Source organism: Cohnella algarum (assembly GCF_016937515.1).
Classification (GTDB): domain Bacteria; phylum Bacillota; class Bacilli; order Paenibacillales; family Paenibacillaceae; genus Cohnella; species Cohnella algarum.
This window is the reverse complement of sequence record NZ_JAFHKM010000002.1, coordinates 258,828-285,615: the sequence shown is the minus strand read 5'-3', so window position 1 is coordinate 285,615 and position 26,788 is coordinate 258,828. Positions and strand designations below refer to the sequence as shown.

The window sequence follows — 26,788 nt, the reverse complement described above, 5'->3', positions numbered from 1 at the left end:
AATGTGCTACAAATGAATGGAGAGTCTCGGACACGTAAATCTTATGGAAAACGGGAGTGAATCGCAATTATGGCAGAAGTGAAAAAAATCGCCGTCATCCCCGGGGACGGAATCGGCCCCGAGGTCGTGGCGGAAGCGGTCAAAGTATTGAAAAAAACGGAAGAGCTGTTCGGCTACAAATTCGAACTGGAATACGGCCTGTTCGGCGGCATCGCGATCGACGAGAAAGGAACGCCGCTGCCGCAGGAGACGCTGGAAATTTGCCAAAAAGCGGACGCCGTGCTGCTCGGCGCCGTCGGCGGCCCGAAATGGGACAACAATCCGAAGGAGCTTCGTCCGGAAACCGGCTTGCTGGGCATCCGCAAAGCGCTCGGCCTGTTTTCCAACATCCGTCCGGCCGTCGTGTTCGACTGCCTGAAAGACGCTTCCACGCTGAAGCCCGAAGTGCTGGAAGGCACCGATCTGATCGTCGTGCGCGAGCTGACGGGCGGCATCTACTTCGGCGAGAAGTTCCGCCGCGAGGGCGCGGGCGGACAAGAAGCCGTCGATACGTGCGTTTATAACGTAGCGGAAGTGGAGCGGATCGTTCGCCAGGCGTTCGAAATCGCGCAAAAACGCAGCAAGCGTCTCGCCTCCGTCGACAAGGCGAACGTACTGGAGACGTCCCGTCTATGGCGGGAAACGGTGAACCGCATCGCGCCGGAATATCCGGACGTCGAGCTGGAGCACGTGCTGGTCGACAACTGCGCGATGCAATTGCTGCGCCGCCCGTCGAGCTTCGACGTCATCGTGACGGAGAACATGTTCGGAGACATCCTGAGCGACGAAGCCGCCATGCTGACCGGCTCCATCGGCATGCTGTCCTCCGCGTCGCTCGGCGAAGGCAGCTTCGGCCTGTACGAGCCGGTGCACGGCTCCGCTCCCGATATCGCGGGCCAAGGCATTTCCAACCCGATCGCGACGATTCTGTCGGTCGCGCTTATGTTCAAGCTCACCTTCGGTTTCGAGGAAGCGGGCAACGTCATCGAAAACGCCGTGAAGCAAGTGCTTGACGCCGGCCACCGCACGGGCGACATCGCGGTCGACAAGAGCAAAGCGATCGGCACGACGGCAATGGGCGACCTGATCGTCGCGGCCATGGCACGCTGATCACTTGTTTGTATTTATTCTAAATAAGTAATCGTTCCATATTGATTTTCTTTCTCAATGATGGTAGGATTGGAATAGACATAAGCCCGGCCACAAGGCCGGAAAAGTAGGAGGTAATCCATAATGGCAGAACGTTTGGTAGGTCGCCCGGCTCCGGATTTCAACCTTGAAACGGCTCTTGGCGACGGACAAGGCTTCGGCAAAGCGTCCCTTTCCGATTACAAAGGCAAATGGCTCGTATTTTTCTTCTACCCGCTGGACTTCACGTTCGTTTGCCCGACGGAAATTACCGCTCTTTCCGAAGCGGCCGACCAATTCAAAGCGCTGAACACCGAAATTCTCGGCGTCAGCGTGGACAGCATCCACAGCCACCGCGCCTGGATCAACACGCCGGTTAACGACAACGGTCTCGGCAAGCTGAACTTCCCGCTCGCTGCCGACATTACGAAGAAGACGGCGAAGGACTACGGCGTCCTGATCGAAGAAGAAGGCGTCGCTCTGCGCGGCCTGTTCATCATCGATCCGGAAGGCGAACTGAAATACCAGGTCGTCAACCATAACGACGTAGGCCGCAGCGTCGAAGAAACGCTCCGCGTGCTTCAAGCGCTTCAATCCGGCGGTCTGTGCCCGATGAACTGGAAACCGGGGGACAAGCACCTGGTTGCCAAATAATGAATGTTTAACTTTCATATCGGCAAAGGCGCATGCATGATGCATGCGCCTTTGCTTTTCCCGACAAAATACGTCAAAATGAAGAATAGCGGCATGCGATTTATCGGCAGGAATTCTATATTCGCAAAGAGAATATAGTGAATAAAATCATCCAAACGCGCGGAACGGGGAGGGGTATCGATGAGTTTTTGCTGCGGAGCCAGCATGATCGGCACGAAGGGGACGCTGAAGCATTACAGAACGCGAATCCATAATGTCCCCATTTTGTTTTGTCCGGTTTGCCACAGGGTCGAGGTTCATTATCTGGTCGAGAACGAATACGAAATTTTGGCCGAGTACGCGCACGGCGACGGAGCATCCGAAGTCGATTTTCAAGACTACGTGGACGAATCGGATAAAGCCCTCCACGAAAACTGTGTGAACAACGAGGATGAGGATCCGCTTTACGTCGTTCAGTATCAGATCGATATGGCCTTGGATTTGCTTACGTTTGCGAAGGAACTGGAAGACGCGGAATGGGAGCAGCAGCTCAAGCGCCGTCTCGGCATGCTGGCCCAGCGCCGCCATAAGCTGAGGCTCAAGCGAACGAGCGGCGGCGCTCATTAGCCGATGGAATACGGAAGTGTTGATCGCCCCCACTGGTCGGCAGCGCCGCGGTGCGGGGCGATTTTTCTGCATGCATAAAGCGGGGTACCCGCTCATAAAAGGATCGACGTTCGAATTTTGTAGTTGTGGGGTGAGTTTTTGCTGCTCGCACTGTGGAGAAGATGGGTCGGACGCTCGCGCTTCAACGCGGACAGTGCGTCCGTCGGCCAATCGCCGGAAGAAGCCGTTGCATCCATTCAACTGGGAAACGAAGAACTCCGCAATGATTTGATCCAACAATACCGTCCTTTTATTTTGAAAACCGCCAGCCGCTTCAGCAAACGCTATATCGATCCTTCGCGGGATGACGAATACAGCGTGGCGCTCACGGCGTTCGACGAAGCCATAAACGGGTACTCCCCCGAATCGGGCGGAAAATTTCTCAGCTTCGCCGCGCAGGTGATGACGAGGCGCTTGATCGATTTTGCGCGCAAGGAGGAGCGGCATGCAGCGCTTGTCCCGTTCAGCGCGATGGAGAGCGCGGGAGAAGACGAGGGGCTGTCTCCGCTAACGAGGCTCGAGTCGAAAGAGGCGCTGGCGGCATACGATCTCGATCGGGAAAAAGCCGCGCGCCGGGAGGAAATCGAGGCGCTGGCCGAGGAACTGGCGGGCTTCGGCATCCGATTTGCGGAATTGAGCGATCATTCCCCGAAGCATTACGATTCGCGCAAGCTGCTGCTGGGCATCGGCCGGAGGCTGGCTGAAACGCCCGATTTATTTGCCTTGCTTAAAGAAAAGCGTCAGCTGCCCCTCAAGGAGCTGTGCGAAAAGGAACGCGTATCGAGAAAAACGCTGGAGCGCAACCGGAAGTATTTGATCGCGGTCGCCCTTATCGCGGGAGGGCCGTACGGATGGCTGAAGCCGTACATAGAGGAAGAGGAGCCGGAGGATAAAGGGGGAGCGTCGGAATGAAGCGGGCCGTCATTATGTCTTTGGAGAAAAAGGAAGCGATCGCGCTTGCGCCCGGCGGCCGTTTCGTTCGCATCAGACGCCGGCCTCATTTTCGAATCGGCGACGAAATCGAATGGGAATCCGAGCTTCAAGCGGCGGATCGGGGCTTTTTTGCGAATCGCAAGCGCGTGTTCGCTTCATGCGCCTCCGCGGCTGCGCTTGTTCTTCTGCTGGTCGGATTGTGGGCGTTCCGAACGCCGCCGGTCGTGGCTTACGTGACGATGGATGTCAATCCGAGCGTTGAGTTCGGTCTCGACAGCAACGAAAACGTTCGGGAGCTGCATGCGATCAACGGGGACGCGCGTCCGATCGTCGAAGCTGTCGCGGATTACAAGGGGAAGCCGGTGGCGGAAGTGACGGCGCGGCTCGCCGCGGAGCTCGCTTCCCGAAAGCTGCTAAGCGCGGACGGAGAAGTCGTGCTGGCCAGCGTAGCGGTCGGGAAAGTCGACGTCGATTGGGAAGCGGAAGTGATCGGCGAAATCGAGGAAGCGATCCGGCAGGCGGCCCGGCAAGCGTCCGAAGGGGCGGAGCAGCTTCCGGAAATTACGGTCGTGTCGGTCCCCGAGGAGGTAAGGGAAGAAGCGATCAAAAGCGGCGTGTCGGCCGGCAAGATGGCGTTCTGGCTGAAAGCGGAAAGCCAGGGGCACGAGGTACCGCTTGAGACGCTGAGGCGCGAATCGTTGAAAACGATCGCGAGCGACTGGGGCGGCGTCGATCGGGTGCTGGCGGGAACCGGAAACGAAAACGGGAGCGCAACCGGAAACGAAGCCGGAACCGAGAGCGAATCGGCCTCCGCGGACAAGGAAAAGGGCAAGGACGAATGGAAGGCGCTCGTCGAAGCGTCGAAGGCCAAAGTTGAAGAGGACAAGAAGCAGCGCGACGAGCGGCGGGCAACCGATCGGCAGCACCGTCAGGAGGAGCCGGAGCAGCGCGAGGATGGCGGGCAGACCGACGTCCAATCCGGGACTCCGAAGCCGGCCGGGCAAAAGGGCGAAGAGCGCGAGAATAGCCGGGACAAGGAAGAGAACCGGCAGCAGCCGGATAACCGCGGGCAACGGCCAAACGGACAGGGCGGGAACGGCGATCCGACCGAAAAACCGAACGGCGCCCCGACCGGGAAAGAGAATGGCAATCGCAACGATAACCAAAACGACAACCGAGACGACAACCGAAACGAAAGTCCGAGCGGCAACCGCCGAAACGGCGTCGGCCATAACGAACAGGTCCGGCAGCCATCCGGGAGCGGGGGGACGAGCGGCGAGAACGCGAACGGGCAATGGAGTTCGTCAAACCGGGGCGGGAGCGGCTCCGGATCGGAGGGAGGCCGGAAGGCGGAAAACGAGGACGACCGCAAGGAATCCGGCGAGAACCGCGGCCGGAAGGAACACGGGAATTCGAACCGGAGCGAGCGCTAAGGAAGAAAACGGCGATCAGTCTTCATTCTACATCGAACGACACGATCTCTCATTGACAGGATGTTTCATCCATAGCTATGATTAATGTGATTTTTTGGCAATACGAACCTGTCGATAGACGAGAAATCGGGAGGAGTCGTTCATGAAGAGGTGGAAAACTCGCTATTTTCCGGCCTTGGCGGAATTCGCGCTGGGGAAAGCAGGCTCTTTTGCGGAAAAAGCGGAATTGCTGCAGCATCTGCAAGGAGTACCCACCGATGAACTCCTCAGCCATCATGAGGAGAGCTTGAAGTACTTGCTTTCCAACGCCGAAGCGGAAGATCGGGTTGCGCTCATGCACCGGTCCCTGCTTTTCCTGATGGAAATTCTGACTTCGATGAGGCTTCCCGAAGCCGCGGCCGGTCAGGAAGGGGCCGAAATGAGGCGTCTGAAGGAAGCCGCCATTCAGTCGCTTCCGATCGAAGAAGTTCGTCCGAGTAAATTCGAGACGATTTTGCAGCATATGGACAGCGGAATCGCTCTTTTCGATTCGGAGGGAAATCTACGTTTTTTGAACGTTCAGATGTCCCGTTTGATGCAGGCCCCGCGCAACGCGTTGATCGGCAATTCGCTGCGCCAGCTGATGTTCCATCCGGCATTGCGCAAGTCCGTTCGGGCGATTTTCGTGCGGATGTACAAAGATATGCTGTACTATCGCAGGAACTATGGGGAGTTTCAGGATTCGCAAGGCCGTTTTCTGCTGATCAGCATTACGCAAATCGACGAATTGGACGGGGATTACCTGGTCAGCGTCAAGGACGTGTCCGAATACAAGCAAATCGAGCAGTCCGCGTTTCAAAACGACAAGCTCGCCATGCTCGGCAAAATCGCCGCGTCCATCGCGCACGAAGTTCGCAATCCTTTAACCTCGATACGCGGTTTTATCCAATTGCTGAAGCCGTATTTGGAGACGATCGGCAAGCAGGAATACGTTCGCATCATTTTATCCGAGATCGACCGCGCCAACGACATCATTTTCGAGTTTCTGAATTCGTCGAAGCCTTCCGCTCCGATGAAGCAGCGGATTTCGGTCGGCATGCTGCTGAAGGAATCGATTTTGCTGTTCGAAAGCGAAGCCAATATGAAAGGCTGCGAACTGAAGTGCGAAATCTTCGATCCGGCCATTCAGATCGCCATCGACGTCAAGCAGATCAAGCAAGTGCTGCTGAACATTATGAAAAACTCGATGGATGCGATCCAGGGGCGGGCGACAACCGCAACGGACTGATTCAAATGTCCGCCAACCGGGAAAACCGCTACGCCGTCATTCGGATCCGCGATAACGGCAAAGGAATGGACCGGCTCACGATGACGAAGCTGTTCGATCCCTTTTTCACGACCAAACAGGAAGGAACCGGTCTCGGCATGTCGGTGAGCTATCGGATTATCCGCAATCATGGCGGCACGATCCAGGTCGACAGCGAACTGAATGAGGGCACGGAATTTATTATTTATTTGCCGCTTGTGGAGGATCAGGTTTAGATTCGCTGCGCGCCGCGGCTTTTTTCGGCAAATTCGGCGCAAACTAACATGATGTCGAAAATTTAAACGGATTGAGGCAAAGTCGAAGGAGGGGGCTTAAAATGAGCATGACGAACATGGAGTCGCGGGTTCCGCCGGGCCAGCGTTTGACGACCAGCTTTCCCGTTCTCCATCACGGAGAAGTGCCTTACTACCGGGATATGAGCAAATGGGATTTGCGCGTGTTCGGTCTCGTCGAGGAGGAAGTCGCGATCTCCTATGCCGAATTCATGAAGCTTCCGCGCCGAGAGTTCGTCAACGATATTCACTGCGTCACGACCTGGTCCAGGCTGGACAACGTCTGGGAAGGCGTCGCGGTGTCGACGCTGATGGAGCGAGTGAAGCCGAAGCCGGAGGCTCGTTTCGTGATGCTGCACGCCGAACAGGGATGGACGACGAATCTGCCGCTTGAAGATTTTTTGCGCGATACGTCCTTTTTCGGCTTGAAGCATAACGGAGAGCTGTTGACGCCCGAGCACGGGTATCCCGTTCGCATGGTCGTGCCGCATCTGTATTTCTGGAAAAGCGCCAAATGGCTGCGCGGCATCGAGTTCATGGCCAAGGATAAGCCGGGCTTCTGGGAGCGGAACGGGTACCACATGTACGGCGATCCCTTTAAGGAGCAGCGTTACGATTTCGATTGAAGGCGCTCCGCCGAAACTAGAAAACTCGTCCCTTGGCCGCTTGAAAGCGCGCCGGGAGACGAGTTTTTTGTTTTTCGGACCGTCGTTGCGAGAATCGCGTCACAGATGAATGGCCGGTGCCGCCTCGAAGCGTCCCTGGGCGCCGCTTCCGCTGCCCTTCAGCAAAAACTTTTTTCCCCTCCATCGGATCAGAGAAAGAATTCCCCGCACGTATTCGTCCGCGATCATGCAGCAGTAAATGCCGATCAGCCCCCAGCCCGCGTGAAGCCCGAGCCAGTACGAGCAGCCCGTCGCGATGACGGACATCGAGCCGATCGAAATATACATCGTAAAGCGCGTATCTCCGACGGCGTTCAGCGAGTTGCCGAGCGCCATGTTCAGCATTTTGCCGGGTTGAAGCAGCAGGTTCAGTCCGAGCAGCGAAACGCCCATGGCGACGATTTCGCCGTCTTTCGTGAACAGGCCGAGCATCGGACGGCCGAACAGGAAGAGCAGCAGCGCGCAGGCCGCGACGAACCCGAGGCCGATCGCAAGCGCGCGGTAAGCCGCCCGGTAGGCTTCCCGGATATTGCCCGCGCCGAACAGATGGGCGATCTGTATCTGGACGGCAAGCGCGATGGCGCTGCCCAGCATGAAGCAGAACGATTCGAGCGTGTTCATGTACGTCCGGGCGGCGAGCTCCTTGTCGCCCAGATCGGCAAGGAACGCATAGATCGCGAGCTGCGAGAACACCCAGCACGACATATTGATGCCGAGCGGCCAGCCGATTTTCAGCACTTCCTTGAACAGGGAAGCGTCGAAAACGCGGAAGTCGCGGATTCGGATCGTTCGCTCGAAGGCGAATACGAACAGGTACAGCAAAATCGCAGCGGCAAAAAGCTTGGACAGGTTGCCGGACACCGTCACGCCGAGCAGCCCCCATTTCGGCATGCCGAGGGCGCCGAAAATAAAGCCGTAGTTCAGGACGATATGGATGACGTTCATGGCGATGCTGATGTACATCGGGCCTCTCGTATTGCCGGTATTGCGGATGACGGTGCCGAGCACGGCGATGAGCGCCGTCAGGAACATGCCTCCGCCGAGATGGGAAACATAGACGTTCCAAAGCGGGAGCAATTCGTCGGAAACGTTCAGCAGTCCGGCGATCGGACTTGCGAATGCGTACAGAACGACGCTTAGCGCCATACCGACGAGCGCGCATGCCGACACGGCCATAATCGCGATCGTGCGGGCATCCTCCCCGCGCTTCATGCCGAGCCGCTGCGCGACGAGAATGCCGGCGCCGGTCGCGATCGTCATGAACAGCGTGTTGAGCGCATTGAACAGCTGGTTGGCGAAGCCGACGACGGCGACGGCCTCGTCCGAAATTCGGCTGACCATGATCGTATCGACGGTACCGAGCAGCGTCTGAAGGAGCAATTCGATAAAAACGGGCCAGGAAAGCGCCCAAAGCGAATATTTAGGATTCACAAATGAAACCCCCTGACTGGACTGGTTGCTTCCCTTCGGGAACGATGGATAGTCTCGTTATATCCCTAACAGATTATAGATGGTATACTGACGGCGATGGTTCATTTTCAAAACGTAAACGTTCAATTTTGAAACCTGATTGGAAAGGAAGCGCTCCCATGAGCCTGCTGGAGTTCACCGTCCCTCCGCTGCTGCATTATATCGCTTGCGGCCATACGATTTTCGTTCCCGGGGACCGTCATATGAGCCGCCGGAACATCCGGGTGTTCGATTTGCTGTTCGTGCGGAAAGGCTGCTTATTTATGGGGGAAGAGGATCGGCATTACGAAGTCGGACCGGGCTGCGCGCTCATCCTGCGCCCGGATTGCTTTCATTACGGACAGGAAGGGTGCCGGGAGCGAACCGAATATTATTGGCTTCACTTTCAAACGACGGGGGCTTGGGCCGTCGCGGACGGCCCGGCGGAACGAAGCGGGGAGTCCAATGACAGCGTCGCGGGGGATGAAAATTTCGCGGTGCGGACGTTTTCGATCCGGATGCCGCAGTTTATCCGATTGGCAAAGCCGGGAAAAGCGGAGGAGCTGTTCGAGCATTTGAGCCGGCTTCATCCGAATGCGCATCTTAGCGCCGCTCGCTTCAAGCAGCAGCTGCTGTTTCAGGAGCTCGCGCAGCTGCTCGCGGCCTCTCCGGAATCGCGCCGGGCTTCCCCGGGCAAGGAGTGCGCGGAGCGGGCGGCGGCCTTCCTGCGCAGCCGTTATCGCGAGGAGATTACCGTAAAGGAGCTAGGGGAGAGCCTGAACTTCCATCCGGTTTATATCGCCCGCTGCATGCAGCGGGAATACGGCTGCACGCCGATGGAATATTTGCTTCGTTTTCGAATCGAGCAGAGCAAGCTCCTCCTGATGCAGACCGACTGGACCGTCGCCCGCATCGCGGAGGAGGTCGGTTTCAACCAGGCTCCTTACTTCAGCTCCTGCTTTTCCAGGCTCGAAGGGATGTCTCCCCGCCAGTACCGGCAGCTTTTTCATTGAGGGATAAGATAATCAAGGATCAATCGCCTTCGAACTAAACAATTCATCACTAAATTAAAATTAATTTAGCTTGTTAAGCTCAAATTTAGTCAAAATCGGCTTGACCTCGGTGAATTCTCGATGATATGATGAATAACAAGAAATGAAAGCGTTTACCTAAAAGTGATTTTTATTTAGTAACCGCTTTCGTTTAGTTAGATGATTTGTAATAATTTACTAAACAAAGACGATGCAAGGAATGAAATCGGAGAAAAGCGGGAGGCGCACATCAATGACAAAAAAAATGTGGTTTACGAGCCTGATTCTTTCGTTCGTTCTGGTATTGTCCGCATGCGGAGGAGGAGGTTCCGGTTCGTCCCCAAGCGGTTCGGCGCCAGCTTCTTCGTCGGCTTCCGAGGGAGGGGCGTCCGGAGAGTCCTCGTCCGGCGAACCGGTCGAGCTGCGCATGATGTGGTGGGGATCCCAGGCGCGCCACGACGCGACGCTGAAAGTGCTGGAGCTGTTCCATCAGAAATATCCGAATATTACGATCAAAGGCGAGTACATGGGCAGCGACAGTTACTGGGACAAGCTGAACACGCTGATCGCGGGGGGAGCGCCCCCGACCTGCTGCAATTCGGAAACAATTATCCGGACTATGCCGCGAGAGGCTCCCTGCTCGACCTGACGCCTTATATGGGCAAGGAAATCGACGTATCCCATTTCGATCCTTCCGTCGTCGAAGCGGGGGCGATGGACGGCAAGCAATACGGTATTTCTCTAGGCAGCAACGCGCTGGCGCTCATTTACAATAAAGCGCTCGTGGAAAAAGCCGGCATGGAGCCGCCGAAGGAAAGCATGACCTGGGAAGAATTCGAGGCTTACGGCACGCAATTGAAGGAAAAGCTCGGAGACGATTACTACGCCTTCACCGACCTGTCCAGCTCGGCTCCGTTTTTTGCCTATTATGCCCGCCAATCCGGCAAGCCGATGTACGACGTCGCCGCCGGGAAAACCGGCATCGGCGTCCAGGACGCCGCCGACTGGCTTTCGATCTGGGACCGCTACCGCGCGGCCGGGCTCATTCCGACCGCCGAAGAAGCCGCTTCCGCCTACACGGAAACGGGTCCCGACACGTCGGCCATCGTGCAGAGCAAAGCCGTGCTGTCCGTCGTCTGGTCCAACCAGATCAATGCGTACCAAAGCCTGATGCAGGATGAACTGGGCGCGGTTCTGCCTCCTTCCGGCGGCACGACGCAAGGCATGTGGATCCAGCCGAGCCAGTTCCTCACGGGCTATGCGAAGACCGAGCACCCGAAGGAAGTCGCCATGTTCATCAGCTTCATGGTGAACGATCCGGAGGCGACGGCCATTCTCGGCAGCGAGCGCGGCATTCCGGGTTCCTCCAAGGTGCGCGACGCTTTGAAGGACAGCGGTACGGCCACGAACAAGATGGTGTACGAATATTTGGATCTCGCCATCGCCAACTCCCGCACGATGGACCGCGAATTGCCGAACAGCGTCGAGTTCAATACCGCGATGACGCAGGCGGCCGAAACGGTATCGTTCAAGCAAGGCAGCGTGGAGCAGGCGGCGCAAATTATCGTGGACGGCGCGCAAGCCGCGATCGACAAATCCTTGAAATGATGAGGAGGGACCAGGAATGAACCGAACTTCCGATAGTTGGATTCGAAGATTATGGAGGAAAAACGCGGTTCCCTACGCGTTTCTCCTCCCCTGGCTACTCGGTTTTCTGGTGCTCACGCTCGGTCCGATGGTCAGTTCGCTGTATCTTTCGTTTACCTCGTACGACATGCTGACGCCGGCGAAATGGATCGGCTGGCAAAATTACGAGACGATGTTCGGGTCCGATCCGAAATATTTCGCTTCGCTGAAAGTCACCTTTATTTATGTGTTTGTGTCGGTCCCGCTCAAGCTCGGATTCGCGCTGCTGGTCGCGATTTTGATGAACAAGGGGCTCAAGGGACTCGGCTTGTACCGGACGATCTATTACATCCCGACGCTGCTTGGCGGCAGCGTCGCGATCGCCGTGTTGTGGCGGAAAATTTTCGGCGGCGAAGGCATCGTCAACCAGGCGCTGCTGTGGATGTTCGGCTTCGATGCGCCGGACTGGATCGCCAATCCGAAGTATGCGCTTTATTCGATCGTGGCGCTGACGGTTTGGCAGTTCGGCTCCTCGATGATCATTTTCCTGGCCGGCTTGAAGCAAATCCCGACCGAGTATTACGAAGCGGCGCAGGTGGACGGAGCCGGCAAGGTTCGCCAGTTTGTCCGGATCACGCTGCCGATGCTGTCGCCGGTCCTGCTCTTCAACCTGATCATTCAAATGATCGGCTCGTTTCAGGCGTTTACGCAGGCGTTCATTATAAGCGGCGGCAAGGGCGGCCCGCTCGATTCCACGTTATTTTACACGCTGTATCTGTATATGAAGGGATTTTCCTTCTTTGAAATGGGCTACGCGTCCGCAATGGCCTGGGTGCTGCTGATCATCATCGGCGTTTTGACCGGAATCGTGTTCACGACGTCCAAATACTGGGTCACTTACGGCGACGGGGGAGATGACCGATATGCGCATTCGCACGCTGCTGGGACGCAACGCCTGGCTTCATCCGTTCATCATCGCGCTCGGCGTCGTCATGCTTTACCCGATTTTGTGGCTGATCATGAGCTCGTTCAAGCCGAGCCAGCTGATTTTTTCCGATCTCAGCCTGTGGCCGGCGGAGTTTACGCTCGACAACTACAAATTGGGCTGGCAGGGCGTATCGGGAACGCCGTTCTGGACCTTCATGGTCAACTCGCTGATCGTCTGCGCGCTCTGCCTGGTCGGCAATCTGATCTCCTGCTCGCTCGCCGCTTACGCGTTCGGGCGCATGGAATTCACGCTCAAAAGCTTCTGGTTCGCGATCATGCTCGTGACGATCATGCTTCCGCACCATGTGACGATTATCCCGCAATACATTCTGTTTCAGGAAATGGGCTGGGTCGACTCGTATTTGCCGCTTTTTATCCCGAAGTTTCTCGCGACGGAAGCGTTTTTCGTCTTCCTCATGGTGCAGTTCATCCGCGGCTTGCCCCGCGAGCTCGACGAATCGGCGACGATCGACGGCTGCGGCCGGTTCGGCATCTACTGGCGCATCGTGCTGCCGCTCGCTTTTCCGGCTCTCGTCACGACGGCCATTTTCACCTTCATTTGGACATGGGACGATTTTTTCAGCCAACTGCTGTATTTGAACACCTCCAGCCTGTATACGGTTCCGCTCGGCCTTCGCATGTTCATGGACTCGTCGGGGGAATCGGCCTGGGGGCCGCTGTTCGCGATGTCCGTGGTGGCGCTTGTTCCTTCGCTTATTTTGTTTTTCTCGCTGCAGCGGTATTTCGTCGAGGGGATTTCGACGACGGGGATCAAAGGCTGACAATACGAGTCGGAAAGAGGGATGGGTTTGAGCGGATCGGGTTCGGTTGAGCGCTGGGAACTATTCGAATGGTCGATCGAGGGGCCGGCCGGCGGCAATCCGTTTCGGGAAATCCGGCTGCATGGGGAATTCGCCTGCGGCAGCCGGAAAGTGACGGTCCCGGGCTTTTACGACGGGAACGGGGTTTACCGCATCCGGTTTATGCCCGACCGGGAAGGAACGTGGAGTTACGAAACGACGAGCTCCTGCGAAGCGCTCTCGGGCCATAAGGGGCGGTTCGAATGCATCGCCCCGCGGTCCCCGGCGAATCGGGGACCCGTGCGGGTACGCGACGAGCTTCATTTTGAATACGCGGACGGGGGCGCATATCTTCCCTTCGGCACGACGTGCTACGCCTGGATTCACCAGGAGGAGGAGCTGCGGGAAGCGACGCTGCGAACGCTCGCCGCTTCGCCGTTCAACAAGCTGAGAATGTGAGTCTTTCCGAAAAATTACAGCTTTAACGCAACCGATCCGGAACGCTTCCCGTTTCCGGGCAGCCGGGCGGACGGCTTCGATTTTGACCGGTTCGATCCCGAATTTTTTGCCAGACTGGAAAAGAGCATCGAGGAGCTGGGACGGCTGGGCATCGAAGCCGATCTCATTTTGTTCCACCCGTACGACAACGGACGCTGGGGCTTCGACGAAATGACGGCCGAGCAGGATGCGTTCTATCTGCGCTACGTTCTGGCCCGCCTGTCCGCTTACCGGAACGTCTGGTGGTCGCTCGCCAACGAGTACGATTTGATGGACCGGAAGTCGGAGGGCGACTGGGACCGCTTGTTCCGCATCGTGCAGGAGGAGGATCCGTACGGGCACCCGAGGTCCATTCACAATTGGACCCGGATGTACGATCCCGACAGCATCCGCATGTACGATCACGGCAAAAGCTGGGTGACCCACTGCAGCGTGCAGCACTGGGACGTCACGCTCGTGCCCCATTGGCACAAGCAATACCGCAAGCCGATCGTCGTCGACGAATGCGGCTACGAAGGCAACATTCCGCAGCGCTGGGGCAACCTGCCCGCCGAGGAAATGGCGCATCGCGTCTGGGACGGAACGTTCAGAGGCGGCTTTGTCGGCCACGGCGAAACGTACGTGCATCCCGCGGACGAGCTGTGGTGGGCGAAGGGCGGCAGGCTGTACGGCGAAAGCCCGGCCCGAATCGCGTTTTTGCGAAAGCTGCTGGAGGAAGCGCCGGCATGCCTGAAGCCGGTCGCCTCCATCCCCGACGTGCCGGCCATCGGCGTCGAATACAGCTATTATTTGCTTTACTTCGGCATCCACAGGCCCAAGTATCGGGAGTTCGAACTGCCGGAGGGACTGACGTTCCGGTTCGAGCTGATCGATACGCAGGCGATGACGATCGAAACGATCGCGCCGTCGCTCGCGGGCAAATGCCGGGTGGAGCTGCCGGGCAGGCCTTATCTGGCTTTGCGGGTTCGGGCGAATGAATAGTTGGTCGGATAGATGAAGGAAGCAAAATCCCTCTCATCCGCCGAATAACGGCGGGGAGGGATTTTTTTCTTGAGGAGTTCGTGTCGGCAGATCGGCAGGTGCGTAAGGGTCGAGATGAGTCATGACGACTCAACTGGATCGTTAGCGTGCACGAGAGGCGGTAAAATGAGTCATTTTTACTCAACTGCGGGCGGCTGTGCGCGCTTGGCGGGTCGAGATGAGTCATGACGACTCAACTGGATCGTTAGCGTGCACGAGAGGCGGTAAAATGAGTCATTTTTACTCAACTGCGGGCGGCTGCATGCATTTGGCGTTAAAGTGACGCGCAGGCTTGACGCTGACCACTGACGTACGGACGCAGCCGAGTTGACAATTGGAGCAATGAGCATTATGATCTATTAGTAATTATTACGTTAATAAGCTTCGGACATCCTGTACGAGGAAAAGAGGGGATTCCGTTGTCCGATCACGATCATAGCAGCGACCCGCAGCGTTCCGTCGGCGATCACGAGAAGGTTCAGGACATGGTCGCGATGATGTCCCGCAGCGGGTGGAGAATTACCGATCAGCGCAGGTCGCTGGCGAAAATTTTTTCGTCCACGGACGGCTATCTTTCTCCGAAAGACGTTTACGACCAGTTGTCGGTGAAGTATCCAAGCGTCAGCTTCGATACCGTTTACCGCAATTTGCGGATGCTGAGCGAGATGGGCGTGCTGGAGCAGTTCTATTTTATGGAAGGCGGCTTGAAATTCAAGGCGTCCTGCCTCAATCACCACCATCATCACTTGATTTGCATGAACTGCGAGAAGACGGAAACGTTCGATTACTGCCCGATGAAAGACGGGTTGCAGCTGCCGGGCAATTATAAAATTTTGAACCACCGGTTTGAAATATACGGCCTGTGCGAGCAGTGCAGGCTTGAATCGACGCCCTGAACGAGATCCGGATGCGGCGCACGCTAGCCGCATCCGTTTCGTTGCGCTTAAGCCGTAATTATTACATTTGTTGCCCAAGGCACGTAATTATTACAATTAGAACGAAAGAGAACGGAACGAGAGGAAGAGCGAACATGCAGCAAACATTGGCCTCGATGCGGGATGTCGTATTCGGCTACTCGGACGTCCCCAGTCTGGTGGATGTGAGCGTGGACATATTGCCCGGAGAGTTCGTCGCGGTAACCGGCCCGAACGGCGCGTCGAAGACGACGCTGCTAAAGCTGATGCTGGGCTTGCTTAAGCCGTGGTCCGGCCGGATCGAACTGGCCAAAAAAGGCGACGGCGGCCGGAAGCTGGCGGTCGGATACGTTCCCCAGCAGATCGCCGCGTTCAACAGCGGCTTTCCGAGCAAAGTTTGGGAATTTGTTCTGTCCGGACGCTACGGCAGCGGCTCCTGGTTTCGCAAGCTGCGAGCCGAAGATCGGGAGCGCGCCGAAGAAGCGCTGCGCCAGGTCGGCATGTGGGAATGGCGGCACCGCCGAATCGGCGAATTGTCGGGCGGACAGAAGCAGCGGATTTGCATCGCCCGGGCGCTCGCCATGGAGCCGGATTTGCTCGTGCTGGACGAACCGACGACGGGGATGGATCAAGAGAGCCGGATGGGCTTTTACGAGCTGATGCATCATCAGGTCCGGCAGCACGGGCGGACCGTCGTCATGGTTACGCACGGCTTGACGGAAGCAAGTCCCTATTTGGATCGGATCATCGAGCTTCAGCGAAAGGAGGATGGGGGCTGGAAATGCTGCACTACGACTTCATGCAAAGGGCATTTTTCGCCGGTGCACTAATCGCGGTAATCGCCTCGGTGCTGGGCGTGTACTTGCTGCTTCGCCGGCAGGCGCTGATGGCGGATATGCTGTCGCACGTATCGCTGGCCGGGATCGCCGCGGGCGCGCTGCTGCACCTGAATCCGACGGTATCGGGTTTCGTCGTCGCATTGGTCGGCGCGGTCGCCGTCGAATACGTCCGCAGAACGTATAAATCTTACAGCGAAATTTCGATCGCCATTATTATGGTCGGCGGCTTGTCGACGGCCGTCATTTTGATGAGCATGAACAGCGCCGTCAACAAAAGCTTCAGCTCCTATTTGTTCGGCTCCGTCGTCGCCGTCAACCGGACGGAACTGCTTCTGATGCTCGCCGTGACCGTTCTCGGGCCGTCTTTTTCTATTTGCTGCGGCGCCCGCTGTATCAGATGACGTTCGACGAAGATACGGCGAAGACGAACGGTCTCCCGGTCAAATGGATTTCCATGGGCTTCAGCGTTCTGACCGGGATGATCGTGGCCGCGGCGATGCCGATCGTCGGCGTGCTGCTCGTGTCATCGCTGATCGTGCTGCCGGCCTCGCTTGCGATCCGGATCGCTCCGAGCTTTCGGGCGGCGCTTTGGATCGCGATGATCGCAGCGCTTTGCGGCGTGTTCTCGGGGTTGACTGCCTCCTACGAATTCAGCACGCCGCCGGGGGCGACGATCGCGCTGTCGCTGCTGCTTATGCTGCTGGCCGGCATAGCTTTGCAAAAAATCGTGGTCCGTTTCGGCAAAAGGACCAACCGGAAACGCGATTGGACGGAGAGTGAGAGCGAGGCTCGCATTCCCCGTTTATCGAATAAATACTCATACGTACAGTCTGGAGGAAAAGAAGAATGAGCAACAAGCTTTTGAAATCGTCTCTGCTGCTTGCGTCGGTTGCGCTCGCGCTCGCGGGCTGCGGAGGCGGCAATTCGAATACGTCGGCCAGTCCGTCCGGCTCGGCGAGCGCAGAAGCAACGGCATCGGCAACCGCGAGTGCGGAGGCGCCGCAGGATGGCAAGCTTAAAGTCGTTACGACTTTTTATCCGATGTATGAATTTACGCGTCAGGTGGCGGGGGAGCACGCCGACGTGACGGCGCTCGTGTCGGCAGGAACCGAGCCGCACGACTGGGAGCCGGCCCCGAAGGATATGGCCCAAATTAGCGAAGCCGATGTATTCGTCTATCACGGCATCGTCGAGGGATGGGTAGACAGCGCGCTCGAGAGCGCGGCGAACTCGGATCGCGTCGTCGTCCGGGCGAGCGAAGGCATTGAATTGCAGGAAGGCGAGGCCCATCATCACCACGGCGAAGGCGAGGAGCATGCGGCGGAGGAAGAGCACGCGCATGAAGACGAGCACGCGCATGAAGACGAGCATGCCGCCGAAGAGGCTCATGCAGGCGAAGAAGAGCACGGTCATGAAGAGGAATCGCTCGATCCGCACGTATGGCTGGACCCGGTGCTCGCCCAGCAGGAAGTGCGAACCATCGAAGCGGCCTTGGCTCAAGCGGACCCGGAGCATAAGGACGATTACAAAGCGAATGCGGATGCCTATATCGCGAAGCTTCAGGAGCTGGACGCGGAGTTCGGCGAAGCCCTCCGGAACGCCAAGCGCAAGGAATTCGTCACGCAGCACGCCGCATTCGGTTATTTGGCCAAACGGTACGGCTTGACGCAAATTCCGATTTCCGGCTTGACCCCGACCAGGAGCCTTCCCCCGAAGAAATGGCCGAAGTCGTAGAACTGGCGAAAGAGCATGACGTCAAAACGATTTTCTTCGAAACGCTGGTCGACCCGAAAGTCGCGCAAACGATCGCCGATGAAATCGGAGCCTCGACCGACGTGCTGAACCCGCTGGAAGGGCTGACGAAAGAAGAGCAGGACAGCAATCTCGACTATCTCGGCGTGATGCGGAACAATCTCGAAGCGCTGACGAAGGCGTTGAACGCGTAACTAGCGTATTTCGTTCGCGGATGAAGGGTCTTTGTATGAAATATTATACAAAAGCGTGTGCAGACCCGCCTGAAATGGCGGATTTGGATGAAAAATCGTACAAAAACATACACAGACCCGCCTGGCGTGGCGGATTTGGATGAAAAATCGTACAAATGCCATGGCGAAAGCGGAAAAAGAAGGGTTTTTGTATGAAATATCATACAAAAACGTGCGCAGACCCGCCTGAAATAGCGATTTTGTATGAAAAATCGTACAAATACCATGGCGAAAGCGGCAAAGGGAGGGTTTTTGTATGAAAAATCATACAAAAACGTACGCAGACCCGCCTGACGTGGCGGATTTGGATGAAAAATCGTACAAATGCCATGGCGAAGGCGGGGCGTCGGACAGATGCCTTAGTCTCGAAAGGCGCTAATCTTATCGACATAGGATTCCAGGCTGATGCTCGTCTAGTACCCGTAATAATTACACAATAATCCGGCGAATGAGCATCGTATGGCGCGAAAAAGACGATGGCGTGAGGAAGACCGCCAGAACCACGTCGTGAGACGATGGGTGATGCCGTACAGGCGAACGGGATAGCCGGACATCGTTTGGATGTCGGGGATGCGCAAGCGCAGCGACAGGCAAATGTTGTCCGGTTTATCCTTGATTCATAATCGTAAAAATTACATTTTTGGAGGGATCGACATGACAAATAACCCGAACCTGAACCCGAATCCGAACTCGAACAAGATCCCGGTCACCGTGCTGAGCGGATACCTGGGAGCCGGCAAGACGACGATTCTCAACCATGTGTTGAACAACCGCAACGGCTTGAAGGTCGCCGTCATCGTCAACGATTTGAGCGAAGTGAATATCGACGCGGACCTGATCCGCGACGGGGGAGGCTTGTCGCGCACGGAGGAGAAGCTGGTGGAAATGTCCAACGGCTGCATCTGCTGCACGCTGCGCGACGATTTGCTCCAAGAGGTCGAGCGGCTGGCGAAGGAGGGGAGGTTCGACTACATATTGATCGAGTCGACCGGCATTGCCGAGCCCGTTCCCGTGGCGCAAACGTTCAGCTATATCGACGAGGAGCTCGGCATCGATTTGACCCGCTTTTGCCGTCTCGATACGATGGTCACCGTCGTGGATGCCTACCGGTTCTGGCACGATTTTTCGTCCGGGGAGACGCTGCTCGACCGCAAGCAGGCGGCCGGAGAAGACGATACGCGGGAGGTCGTCGATCTGCTGATCGACCAGATCGAGTTCTGCGACGTGCTCGTCTTGAACAAGTGCGATAAAGTGGCGCCCGACAAGCTGGAAGAACTGGAGCGCCTGCTGCGCAGGCTGCAGCCGCGGGCCCGCATCATTCGGAGCGAGCAGGGCCGGGTAGATCCGGCGGAAATTTTGAACACCGGGCGGTTCGACTTCGAGGAAGCAAGCCGGTCGGCGGGCTGGATCAAGGAGCTGGAAGCGCCGGAGCATACGCCGGAAACGGAGGAATACGGCATCGGCTCGTTCGTGTACGAGCGCATTCGCCCGTTCCATCCGGAGCGTCTGATGCGGTGGATGTCGGAATGGCCGGAAGAGATCGTCCGCGCCAAAGGAGTGGTATGGCTGGCGACGCGCAACGAGATGGCGCAAAGCTTCAGCCAGGCGGGCCCGTCGATCCAGATGGGGCCTGCGGGCTATTGGCTGGCGGCGCTGCCGGAAGAGGAGCGGGAGCAGGTTCTGCGCGAGGAAGAGGAGCTCCGCGAGCGCTGGCACCCGGCATACGGAGACCGGATCAATAAAGTCGTGTTCATCGGCATCGGACTCGACCGGGGAACGATCGAGTCCGAACTCGACGGCTGCCTGCTGACCGAGGACGAGCTTGCGGGAAATTGGAGCGTTCTGAAGGACCCGTTCCCCGGAATGCAGGCAGAGCTGGCCGGGGGCTAAGGCGAGCCTCGTCCGGCTGATGCTTTCGCAATTGAGGCGATTGAGGCGAAGAGGAAGGCCCGACCTCCGCGTAACGCGGTAAATTAGGCTGGAAGGCGTCATGAAATTCGCTCAAAAGCGCTTGCTCTTAAAATTTCTTAAGTACAATGCAAAGGAGACCGAACGATGAGAGTCACGATTACATTGGCCTGTACCGAAACGGGCGACCGCAACTATACGACGACGAAAAACAAACGAACGCACCCGGAGCGGCTGGAGCGCATGAAATACTGCCCGCGGCTGAAGCGCCGCACGCTGCACCGGGAAACGCGCTAAAGCGTCAGCCGAGATCACCCGAAGGCTGGCGGGAAAAACCGAAAGGCCGCCGTGCGAGGAAGAAACGATTGTTCCCGCCTGGCGGCCTTTCGGTTTATTCCAGATTCGCGTGCCTGGCCATCATGGCGCGGGCGTCGACCGACCCGGCCTCCATCAGCTTCAGGACGACAGCATCGAGCGTGAGCAGCAGGCTCTGCTCGAACAGGGAGCCCATCGGCTGCACGCTTTTAGACGAGCCCCTTTGCTCCTTCGCCGCGGCGGGAATCGGCACGGTCACGTCCGCCAATTGCCCGATGTCGGAATCTGCGGCGGTCGTCAGCAGCGCGAGCCGGGCGCCGACTCCTTTCGCTTTCTCCGCCATGCGAAGCAGACTCCCGGTCGTTCCCGACCCGGATCCGATCACGAGCAGGTCGCCCTCCCCGATTCCCGGCGTCACCGTCTCTCCCGCCACGTGCGCTTCGAACCCCAGGTGCATGAGCCGCATGGCAAACGCCCGCATCATGAGGCCCGACCGCCCCGCGCCCGCTACGTAGACTCGACGGGCCCCGCCGATCTGCCCGGCGACCGCCTCCAAAGCCGCCCCGGGCACGGCCGCCACCGTGCGGATCAGCTCCTCCAGCACGCGTTCCGTCCAAGCGTCCGCGGCAACGGGCCGTTGCTGACCGGCCATCGGGTCAGGCCCGTCCGATCAGCCGCCGCATCTCCGCGGCGACCGAAGGCTTGTCGGCCTGGCCGGTAATCCCGCCGCCGACGATGACCAAATCCGGCCCCGCCGCCACGACCTCGGGCAGCGTGTCCAGCTTGATGCCGCCCGCGATCGCGGTTTTGGCGTTTTTGACGACGCGCTGGATCGCCGCCAAATCCGCAAACGAGTCGAGGCCCGCGGCCTGGTGGTCGTATCCGGAATGGACGCAAATATAATCCACGCCGAGCCCGTCGATCTCTTGCGCGCGTTCCTCCAGATTTTTGACGTTGATCATGTCGACCATAATTTTTTTGTTCCGTTTTTTCGCTTCTTCCACGGCTCCGACGATGGTCGAATTGTCCGAGACGCCGAGCACGGTCACGATATCCGCACCCGCTTCGGAAGCTTTCATTACTTCATAGCCGCCCGCGTCCATAATTTTCAGATCGGCCAGCACGTTAAGCTTCGGGAACGCGTCCTTGACCGCTTTGACCGCATGAAGTCCTTCGTTGATGACGACAGGGGTGCCGATTTCCACGATATCGATAAACGCTTCGACCTCCCGAACGAGTTCGATCGCTTCCGGGATGCCCACCAGATCCAGCGCCAATTGCAGTTGCATAATAACCGTTCCTCCAATCGTTTGTTGTGTTTGCTAGGGTACAGGGGTTATTCTAGACGTATGCCGTCTTTTTCGGAAGAACGCACTTTGCCGTAATGTAGTTACCGCAAGGATACTATTGGGCCCCGGCGGGGCTTTTGAAAGGGGAGGCTTCGAATATCATGGCCACCGAGTTGAAAGAACGAATCAACCTGAAAGAAATCAATTGCGAAAAAGAGCTGACGCTGGCGGTCATAGGCGGAAAATGGAAGCTTATCATTTTGTGGCATCTGGGTTTGGAAGGAACGAAACGGTTCAGCGAGCTGAAGCGGCTCATCCCTTCGATTACGCAGAAGATGCTGACAAACCAGCTCCGCGAGCTGGAGGACGACGGACTCGTTCGCCGCAAGGTGTACGCCGAGGTGCCGCCGAGAGTGGAATATTCCATGACGGAATACGGCGAGGGGCTGATGCCGATTTTGAAGCTGATGTACGAATGGGGCAAGGACTACGGCGAAAAAGTCGTATGGAAATAGCGAAATGCGAAAAGAGAAAACGCGGATCCGACGGAAAAGCGGATCGTTTGCGGAGCTGTCGGACGGGATCTTTCCGTCCGTTTGTTCCCCCGATGGCCCGGAAATACCTGATCTGTAGGCCCCGGTGGATGCGGAACGGTCTCGAAGGGCCGTTCTTTTACGGTCGAATAAATTCCGGTTTAAGTCTGTTGTTTAATCGTAATAATTACGTATAATGCGACGATTTTTTGCATTCGAATTTGCGTTTTCCCGGGACATTCATGAAACGGCGGTTTTTGGCAACCCTAACGGAATCGAGGAAAAAATGAAACGGGCGGCCGCCGAAGCGAAACAGGGTGACGGTGATGCGAAAACGGTCTTTCAAACCAAACCAAGCTTCCGAAACGTTCGTGCCGGAAGAAAGCGCGGCTTTGTCCGCGTCGCTGGACCGAAACGTGGAAGCTCTCAAACGGATTTTCAGCCTCTCTGACGACGTCTCGTTCCGGACGTTCCTGATCGGCGGAACGGTGAAGGCCGAGCTCGTCTATATCCCCGGCATGTCGGACCGGCAGGAGATCGATGTCAGCGTGCTGAAGCCGCTGATGCGGTCGGAACCGGCGGAGAAGGCGGATTTGCAAGAGGTCAAAAACCGGGTGCTGTCCATCGTGTCGGTCGAGGAGATCGGCACGATCGGCGAATGCGCCCGTCAATTGATCAAAGGGGACCCTTTGCTGCTGATCGACGATTGCGAGCGCGCCTTGCTGCTCAAAATCGCCAAGTGGGAAAAACGAGCGGTGGAAGAGCCGAAAACCGAGCCGTCGCTTCGGGGGCCGCGCGAAGGCTTTACCGAATCGATCGCGACCAATCTGTCGCTCCTCCGCCGGAAAGTCCAGACCGTCAAGCTGAAGCTGCAATCGCTGCAGCTCGGCCGTTATACCGAGACGGACGTCTATATTGCCTTCATCGAAGGGCTGGCCAAGCCGTCTCTGGTCGAGGAGGTGCGGCGGCGGATCGAGCGAATCGACCTGGACAGCGTGCTGGAAACGGGATATATCGAAGAGCTGACGGAGGACAGCCCGTACTCGCCGTTTCCGCAGCAGCAATTTACGGAGCGGGTCGATATCGCGGCGGCGAGCCTGCTCGAAGGCCGCGTCGTCATCCTCGTCGACGGCACCCCCAACGTGCTGATCGTCCCCGTGACGCTCGTTACGCTGCTGCAGGCGGCGGACGATTACTACAACCGCTCGTTGTACTCCAGCACGCTCCGTTTTTTGCGGTACTGCACGCTGTTCATTTCGCTCATCCTTCCGGCGGCGTACGTCGCGCTCCTGAATTTTCACCAGGAGATGGTGCCGGGCAAATTAATGATCAGCATCGCGTCGGCGCGGGAAGCCATTCCGTTCCCGACGATCGTGGAAGTGCTGATGATGCAGCTGGCGTTCGAGGTGCTGCGCGAAGCGGGCCTGCGTCTGCCGCGGCAGATCGGCTCGGCCGTCACGATCGTCGGCGCGCTCGTCGTAGGAGAGGCTGCCGTTTCCGCCGGCCTCGTCTCCGCGCCGATCGTCATCATTATCGCGTTTACCGGCATCGCGGGGTTTACGGCCCCTCACTATTCGATCGAGCTGTCCATCCGCCTGCTCCGGCTCCTGCTCATCGTGCTGGGAGGCATGCTCGGCATGCTGGGCGTCATGTTCGGCATTATCGCCATCGCCATTCACCTGTGCACGCTGCGATCGTTCGGCGTTCCCTACCTGACGCCGTTCGCGCCGTTCGTCGCCAGCGATACGAAGGATACGATGGTCCGGGTTCCCTGGTGGAAGATGACGAAGCGCCCGAGCTTCGCGAACGGGCGAAACCGGGACCGGCTTGCCCCCGGACAGCGGCCGGAGCCGGGACGGGGAGAGGAGGAATGAAGCGGCATGCCTGAACGGACGGTTGCCTATTGGCGGCTTTTGAGCGAGCGCTTGCCGCTTTTGTTCCTGGCGCTTGCAATCGCGCCGATTGCCGGCTGCTGGGACCGGGAGGAAGTGAACGGATTGGCGATCGTGACGAGCGTCGGCTTGGACCGGAAGGAGAGCGGAGCCGTCGAGATGACGCTGGAAATCATCGTTCCGAAGCAGGAGGACGGCAGCCGGGCGCAAAGCGGGAGCCAGCCGGGGGGCGGGGGGCAAACGATCGTTCGGTCCGCCGAGGGCGAAACCGCCGCCGATGCGGTGAGCAAGCTGCAAGCCAAGCTGCCCCGCACGATCTATTGGGGGCAGCTGGAAATGCTTGTCGTGGGGGAAAAGCTGGCGCGCGCCGGGTTTCGCGAGCAGCTGGATTACCTGGTCCGCGACAACGAAGTGCGCCTGCGGGTGCAGCCGTTCGTTTTCGGAGGAAGCGTCCGCGATTTTTTCGCTTCCGGGTATTCCCTCGAACAAACGAAAGCCGACTTTTTGGGGGGCGAAGCCGCTCGCCTGTTCCCCAAGCCAATGACGATGAACCGGCTCATTCAAAAGATGACCGATGAAACGGAAGACGCGGTCGTGCCCCTTATCAACCTTTCGCGCGACGGCAAGGAAACCGCCCCTTACATCAAAGGGTATGCCGTTCTTTCCGAAGGCCGCATGGCAGGCGAAATGGACGAAGAAGCGTTTTCGGGAACCAAGTGGGTGCTGGAGCAATTGCATCGCGATATCGAAACCGTCAAGCTGGAAGCGTCTCCTCCGCTCGTCTCGCTCATGGTGATGTCCGCGAAAACCCGGTTGATTCCCCATCTGAAAGGAGATCGCCCCGCTATGGAAATTCGCATCGAGACGGAGTTGAGCATCATTCAGAATACGACCCCTTACGCTTTGGCCGACCCGGAATATATTCGCAAAACGGAAAAGGCCGAGGCGGAGCATATCCGCCGAAAAGTCGAGCTTGCCGTCGAGCGGGCGCAAAAGATGAAATCCGATGTCTTCGGGTTCGGGGAAGCGATCAACCGCAGCCGCCCGCGGGAATGGAACCGGATGAAGGCCCGCTGGAAGCAGGTTTTTCCTTCGCTGGAAGTCGAGGTCGCGGTTCGGGTGAACGTCCGCCGCATCGGCATGAACAACGAGCCCGTCGGGCGAACGCCGAAAACGGGGGAGAGCCGATGATCTGGCTGAAGGTCGCGGGAGTGTCGCTCGTCGTCGCGGCGATCGTCGGGGCCGAATGGCGCAGCCTGGATCCCTGCCGCAAGAAGGAAAGGGCGGCGCTCGTAGCCGTGGCCGCCGCCGGCTGGCTTGCCGCGGTGCTCGTCCTGATGTTTCCGAATATGCCGGGACCGATGGAACTGATCGATTGGATCTGCAAGCCGCTGGCCGGCAAGCTGAGCTGAGGAGGGCGCTCCATGGAGAAAGGAAGAATTTCGGCGGCGCAATTCGGGATTCTTTTTTATTCCATCCTGGCTTATGACGGCTTGCTTCTGATTCCCAAAATCACGGGCAAGGAAGCGGGCCGCGATTTATGGCTGTCGCCCGTCTGGGCCCATCTGGTCGGCCTGGTCTACGTGATAGCGATTCTTCGCATGGCCCGCATGTTTCCGAAGGAGACGGTCGTTCAATACGGCAAGCGGCTGCTGGGCACGGTCGGGGGAAAGGCGGCGGGGGCGGCCGTCATTTTTTACTGTGTCTACCTGACTTCCGTCATTTTGCGGATATACGGCGATTTCATTTCCGCCGTTTTTCTGGATCGAACGCCTCCGCTCGTCCCGGCGGGCGGGATCATGCTTCTTGCGGCTTATGCGGTCAGAGGGGGAGTGGAGGCGCTGGGGAGGCTCGCGCAGCTGTTTCTGCCGGTCACGGTGCTCGTGTTCGGCTTCCTGATCGTGCTGACCATTCCCGAGTGGGAGGTGACGAACGTTTTGCCGATCATGGGGCAAGGACCTCTTCCTTCCGTCAAGGGCGCGCTCGTTCCGACGAGCTGGTTCGCCGGATACATCATGCTGGGGCTGTACTACCCGCTGATTTCGAATCAGCGGCAGGCGAAAACCTATACTTTGCTGACCTGGTTTTCGCTGATGCTTACGCTCGTCGTCTCCGGCCTCGTGTCGGTTTTTCTGTTCGGAAAGCATGCGGGCACGCTGAATTACCCGTTCATCGAGGTCGTCCGCTATATCGCGATCGGCGAATTTTTCCAGCATGTCGACGCCCTGCTGCTGGCCGTTTGGCTTCCGGGAACGTTCCTGCAGTTGGCCACCTATCAGTACGCCGCGGTGCTGGGGACGGCGCAGTGGCTGGGGATCGAAGATTACAAGGCGATCGCCTTCCCGATCGGGTTTTTCACCCTCGTTTTGAGCGTTTGGGGGCCGTCGAGCGAAGTCGATTTCGACCGCTATTTGGGGTCGAGCCACATCGTGTTCGATTTCGCGTTTATCGCGATCGGCCTGCTTCTTTGCCTGGCCGCCTGGATTCGGGGCAGCGTCGCGCGAAGGCCGCAGGGTTGAGGGAAGCCTCCATTCTCTTTATTGTTTTGCATCGCCGCAGGGGTTATCCTAGACATATGCTGAACCATACGGAAAAGGCCCTTGGCGAGATGCAAAACAGGGAGGTAG

The 26,788-nt window shown here is 57.8% G+C and carries 26 protein-coding genes and 4 pseudogenes; 27 read left to right on the top strand and 3 right to left on the bottom strand.

Features of this window, described 5'->3' with window-relative positions; genetic code table 11:
* Positions 1-69 precede the first annotated feature (69 nt).
* From leuB to JW799_RS01280, 8 genes are all read left to right on the top strand, one after another.
* Positions 70-1,149 carry a 3-isopropylmalate dehydrogenase gene (gene leuB / locus JW799_RS01310; RefSeq protein WP_080836446.1) on the top strand — a complete coding sequence of 360 codons (1,080 nt, stop codon included), beginning with the start codon at positions 70-72 and terminating at the stop codon, positions 1,147-1,149.
* Positions 1,150-1,272: 123 nt separating this feature from the next.
* Positions 1,273-1,821: a peroxiredoxin gene (locus JW799_RS01305; RefSeq protein WP_080836448.1), complete on the top strand. Its 549-nt coding sequence runs from the start codon at positions 1,273-1,275 to the stop codon at positions 1,819-1,821.
* 180 nt (positions 1,822-2,001) lie between these two features.
* The gene (locus tag JW799_RS01300; protein WP_080836450.1) at positions 2,002-2,427 is read left to right on the top strand and encodes a hypothetical protein; all 426 of its coding nucleotides are present in this window, start codon (positions 2,002-2,004) and stop codon (positions 2,425-2,427) included.
* 138 nt (positions 2,428-2,565) lie between these two features.
* Positions 2,566-3,378 carry an RNA polymerase sigma-I factor gene (gene sigI, locus JW799_RS01295; protein ID WP_205428365.1) on the top strand — a complete coding sequence of 271 codons (813 nt, stop codon included), beginning with the start codon at positions 2,566-2,568 and terminating at the stop codon, positions 3,376-3,378.
* On the top strand, positions 3,375-4,832 hold the full coding sequence (locus JW799_RS01290; protein ID WP_205428363.1) for an anti-sigma-I factor RsgI family protein: 1,458 nt from the start codon (positions 3,375-3,377) through the stop codon (positions 4,830-4,832). Before sigI ends, JW799_RS01290 begins: the two co-directional genes overlap by 4 nt.
* 142 nt (positions 4,833-4,974) lie before the next feature.
* Positions 4,975-6,099, top strand: a complete 1,125-nt coding sequence (locus JW799_RS01285) for a histidine kinase dimerization/phospho-acceptor domain-containing protein (protein ID WP_240353118.1) — start codon at positions 4,975-4,977, stop codon at positions 6,097-6,099.
* Positions 6,100-6,104: 5 nt separating this feature from the next.
* Positions 6,105-6,353: an ATP-binding protein gene (locus JW799_RS28180; RefSeq protein WP_240353117.1), complete on the top strand. Its 249-nt coding sequence runs from the start codon at positions 6,105-6,107 to the stop codon at positions 6,351-6,353.
* A gap of 101 nt (positions 6,354-6,454) precedes the next feature.
* A complete protein-coding gene (locus tag JW799_RS01280) occupies positions 6,455-7,036 on the top strand; it encodes a sulfite oxidase-like oxidoreductase (RefSeq protein WP_139787225.1) in 582 nt (193 codons plus the stop codon).
* 99 nt (positions 7,037-7,135) lie between these two features.
* On the opposite strand, the gene JW799_RS01275 is transcribed toward JW799_RS01280, so the two are convergent.
* Positions 7,136-8,506 carry an MATE family efflux transporter gene (locus JW799_RS01275; RefSeq protein ID WP_205428361.1) on the bottom strand — a complete coding sequence of 457 codons (1,371 nt, stop codon included), beginning with the start codon at positions 8,504-8,506 and terminating at the stop codon, positions 7,136-7,138.
* A gap of 158 nt (positions 8,507-8,664) precedes the next feature.
* Between JW799_RS01275 and JW799_RS01270 the strand changes: the two genes are divergently transcribed.
* The 14 genes and pseudogenes from JW799_RS01270 (at position 8,665) to rpmG (ending at position 20,429) form a co-directional block, all read left to right on the top strand.
* The gene (locus tag JW799_RS01270; protein WP_205428353.1) at positions 8,665-9,537 is read left to right on the top strand and encodes a helix-turn-helix transcriptional regulator; all 873 of its coding nucleotides are present in this window, start codon (positions 8,665-8,667) and stop codon (positions 9,535-9,537) included.
* Positions 9,538-9,808: 271 nt separating this feature from the next.
* Positions 9,809-10,204 (top strand): hypothetical protein, encoded by a 396-nt coding sequence (locus tag JW799_RS28175; protein WP_240353885.1) that lies wholly within the window; start codon positions 9,809-9,811, stop codon positions 10,202-10,204.
* On the top strand, positions 10,099-11,163 hold the full coding sequence (locus JW799_RS01265; RefSeq protein ID WP_240353460.1) for an ABC transporter substrate-binding protein: 1,065 nt from the start codon (positions 10,099-10,101) through the stop codon (positions 11,161-11,163). The genes JW799_RS28175 and JW799_RS01265 overlap by 106 nt, the downstream gene beginning before the upstream one ends.
* A 16-nt stretch (positions 11,164-11,179) precedes the next feature.
* A pseudogene (locus JW799_RS01260) lies at positions 11,180-12,103 on the top strand (carbohydrate ABC transporter permease); the annotation flags it as partial.
* A gap of 1 nt (position 12,104) precedes the next feature.
* On the top strand, positions 12,105-12,950 hold the full coding sequence (locus tag JW799_RS01255; RefSeq protein WP_080836466.1) for a carbohydrate ABC transporter permease: 846 nt from the start codon (positions 12,105-12,107) through the stop codon (positions 12,948-12,950).
* A gap of 27 nt (positions 12,951-12,977) precedes the next feature.
* A complete protein-coding gene (locus tag JW799_RS29495) occupies positions 12,978-13,427 on the top strand; it encodes a DUF5060 domain-containing protein (RefSeq protein ID WP_338026196.1) in 450 nt (149 codons plus the stop codon).
* A 90-nt stretch (positions 13,428-13,517) separates the two neighbouring features.
* Positions 13,518-14,063, top strand: a pseudogene (locus tag JW799_RS29490) (apiosidase-like domain-containing protein); the annotation flags it as partial.
* 24 nt (positions 14,064-14,087) lie between these two features.
* Positions 14,088-14,447, top strand: a complete 360-nt coding sequence (locus JW799_RS29485; protein ID WP_338026338.1) for a DUF5605 domain-containing protein — start codon at positions 14,088-14,090, stop codon at positions 14,445-14,447.
* A 458-nt stretch (positions 14,448-14,905) separates the two neighbouring features.
* On the top strand, positions 14,906-15,382 hold the full coding sequence (locus JW799_RS01245; protein WP_080836470.1) for a Fur family transcriptional regulator: 477 nt from the start codon (positions 14,906-14,908) through the stop codon (positions 15,380-15,382).
* Between the two features lie 134 nt (positions 15,383-15,516).
* Positions 15,517-16,230, top strand: coding sequence for a metal ABC transporter ATP-binding protein (locus tag JW799_RS01240; protein WP_080840848.1), 714 nt, complete (start codon positions 15,517-15,519; stop codon positions 16,228-16,230).
* Positions 16,176-17,089: pseudogene (locus JW799_RS01235) on the top strand (metal ABC transporter permease). The gene JW799_RS01240 and the pseudogene JW799_RS01235 overlap by 55 nt, the downstream one beginning before the upstream one ends.
* Positions 17,086-18,185 (top strand): annotated as a pseudogene (locus JW799_RS01230) (metal ABC transporter substrate-binding protein). The pseudogenes JW799_RS01235 and JW799_RS01230 overlap by 4 nt, the downstream one beginning before the upstream one ends.
* A 693-nt stretch (positions 18,186-18,878) precedes the next feature.
* On the top strand, positions 18,879-20,114 hold the full coding sequence (locus JW799_RS01225) for a GTP-binding protein (protein ID WP_080836473.1): 1,236 nt from the start codon (positions 18,879-18,881) through the stop codon (positions 20,112-20,114).
* A gap of 165 nt (positions 20,115-20,279) precedes the next feature.
* On the top strand, positions 20,280-20,429 hold the full coding sequence (rpmG, locus tag JW799_RS01220) for a 50S ribosomal protein L33 (RefSeq protein WP_080836475.1): 150 nt from the start codon (positions 20,280-20,282) through the stop codon (positions 20,427-20,429).
* 94 nt (positions 20,430-20,523) lie between these two features.
* On the opposite strand, the gene hxlB is transcribed toward rpmG, so the two are convergent.
* Together hxlB and hxlA are read right to left on the bottom strand one after the other, a co-directional pair.
* Positions 20,524-21,099: a 6-phospho-3-hexuloisomerase gene (gene hxlB / locus JW799_RS01215; RefSeq protein ID WP_080836477.1), complete on the bottom strand. Its 576-nt coding sequence runs from the start codon at positions 21,097-21,099 to the stop codon at positions 20,524-20,526.
* Between the two features lie 4 nt (positions 21,100-21,103).
* Positions 21,104-21,736 carry a 3-hexulose-6-phosphate synthase gene (hxlA, locus tag JW799_RS01210; protein ID WP_080836480.1) on the bottom strand — a complete coding sequence of 211 codons (633 nt, stop codon included), beginning with the start codon at positions 21,734-21,736 and terminating at the stop codon, positions 21,104-21,106.
* A gap of 161 nt (positions 21,737-21,897) precedes the next feature.
* Here hxlA and JW799_RS01205 point away from each other — a divergent pair, with 161 nt between their 5' ends.
* The 5 genes from JW799_RS01205 (at position 21,898) to JW799_RS01185 (ending at position 26,680) form a co-directional block, all read left to right on the top strand.
* The gene (locus JW799_RS01205) at positions 21,898-22,251 is read left to right on the top strand and encodes a winged helix-turn-helix transcriptional regulator (protein ID WP_080836483.1); all 354 of its coding nucleotides are present in this window, start codon (positions 21,898-21,900) and stop codon (positions 22,249-22,251) included.
* A 344-nt stretch (positions 22,252-22,595) separates the two neighbouring features.
* Positions 22,596-24,143: a spore germination protein gene (locus tag JW799_RS01200; RefSeq protein WP_205428344.1), complete on the top strand. Its 1,548-nt coding sequence runs from the start codon at positions 22,596-22,598 to the stop codon at positions 24,141-24,143.
* Positions 24,144-24,149: 6 nt separating this feature from the next.
* Positions 24,150-25,352 (top strand): Ger(x)C family spore germination protein, encoded by a 1,203-nt coding sequence (locus JW799_RS01195; protein ID WP_080836487.1) that lies wholly within the window; start codon positions 24,150-24,152, stop codon positions 25,350-25,352.
* On the top strand, positions 25,349-25,573 hold the full coding sequence (locus JW799_RS01190) for a hypothetical protein (protein ID WP_205428342.1): 225 nt from the start codon (positions 25,349-25,351) through the stop codon (positions 25,571-25,573). The genes JW799_RS01195 and JW799_RS01190 overlap by 4 nt, the downstream gene beginning before the upstream one ends.
* A 12-nt stretch (positions 25,574-25,585) precedes the next feature.
* Positions 25,586-26,680 (top strand): GerAB/ArcD/ProY family transporter, encoded by a 1,095-nt coding sequence (locus JW799_RS01185; RefSeq protein WP_205428340.1) that lies wholly within the window; start codon positions 25,586-25,588, stop codon positions 26,678-26,680.
* Positions 26,681-26,788 lie beyond the last annotated feature (108 nt).

Excerpts from the sequence above, each read along its gene's own strand:
- leuB (WP_080836446.1), top strand. The coding sequence starts at position 70 with ATGGCAGAAGTGAAAAAAATCGCCGTCATCCCCGGGGACGGAATCGGC.
- JW799_RS01305 (WP_080836448.1), top strand. The coding sequence starts at position 1,273 with ATGGCAGAACGTTTGGTAGGTCGCCCGGCTCCGGATTTCAACCTTGAA.
- JW799_RS01300 (WP_080836450.1), top strand. The coding sequence starts at position 2,002 with ATGAGTTTTTGCTGCGGAGCCAGCATGATCGGCACGAAGGGGACGCTG.
- JW799_RS01290 (WP_205428363.1), top strand. The coding sequence starts at position 3,375 with ATGAAGCGGGCCGTCATTATGTCTTTGGAGAAAAAGGAAGCGATCGCG.
- JW799_RS01285 (WP_240353118.1), top strand. The coding sequence starts at position 4,975 with ATGAAGAGGTGGAAAACTCGCTATTTTCCGGCCTTGGCGGAATTCGCG.
- JW799_RS28180 (WP_240353117.1), top strand. The coding sequence starts at position 6,105 with ATGTCCGCCAACCGGGAAAACCGCTACGCCGTCATTCGGATCCGCGAT.
- JW799_RS01280 (WP_139787225.1), top strand. The coding sequence starts at position 6,455 with ATGAGCATGACGAACATGGAGTCGCGGGTTCCGCCGGGCCAGCGTTTG.
- JW799_RS01270 (WP_205428353.1), top strand. The coding sequence starts at position 8,665 with ATGAGCCTGCTGGAGTTCACCGTCCCTCCGCTGCTGCATTATATCGCT.
- JW799_RS28175 (WP_240353885.1), top strand. The coding sequence starts at position 9,809 with ATGACAAAAAAAATGTGGTTTACGAGCCTGATTCTTTCGTTCGTTCTG.
- JW799_RS01255 (WP_080836466.1), top strand. The coding sequence starts at position 12,105 with ATGCGCATTCGCACGCTGCTGGGACGCAACGCCTGGCTTCATCCGTTC.
- JW799_RS01240 (WP_080840848.1), top strand. The coding sequence starts at position 15,517 with ATGCAGCAAACATTGGCCTCGATGCGGGATGTCGTATTCGGCTACTCG.
- JW799_RS01225 (WP_080836473.1), top strand. The coding sequence starts at position 18,879 with ATGACAAATAACCCGAACCTGAACCCGAATCCGAACTCGAACAAGATC.
- rpmG (WP_080836475.1), top strand. The coding sequence starts at position 20,280 with ATGAGAGTCACGATTACATTGGCCTGTACCGAAACGGGCGACCGCAAC.
- hxlB (WP_080836477.1), bottom strand. The coding sequence starts at position 21,099 with ATGGCCGGTCAGCAACGGCCCGTTGCCGCGGACGCTTGGACGGAACGC.
- hxlA (WP_080836480.1), bottom strand. The coding sequence starts at position 21,736 with ATGCAACTGCAATTGGCGCTGGATCTGGTGGGCATCCCGGAAGCGATC.
- JW799_RS01205 (WP_080836483.1), top strand. The coding sequence starts at position 21,898 with ATGGCCACCGAGTTGAAAGAACGAATCAACCTGAAAGAAATCAATTGC.
- JW799_RS01200 (WP_205428344.1), top strand. The coding sequence starts at position 22,596 with ATGCGAAAACGGTCTTTCAAACCAAACCAAGCTTCCGAAACGTTCGTG.
- JW799_RS01195 (WP_080836487.1), top strand. The coding sequence starts at position 24,150 with ATGCCTGAACGGACGGTTGCCTATTGGCGGCTTTTGAGCGAGCGCTTG.
- JW799_RS01190 (WP_205428342.1), top strand. The coding sequence starts at position 25,349 with ATGATCTGGCTGAAGGTCGCGGGAGTGTCGCTCGTCGTCGCGGCGATC.
- JW799_RS01185 (WP_205428340.1), top strand. The coding sequence starts at position 25,586 with ATGGAGAAAGGAAGAATTTCGGCGGCGCAATTCGGGATTCTTTTTTAT.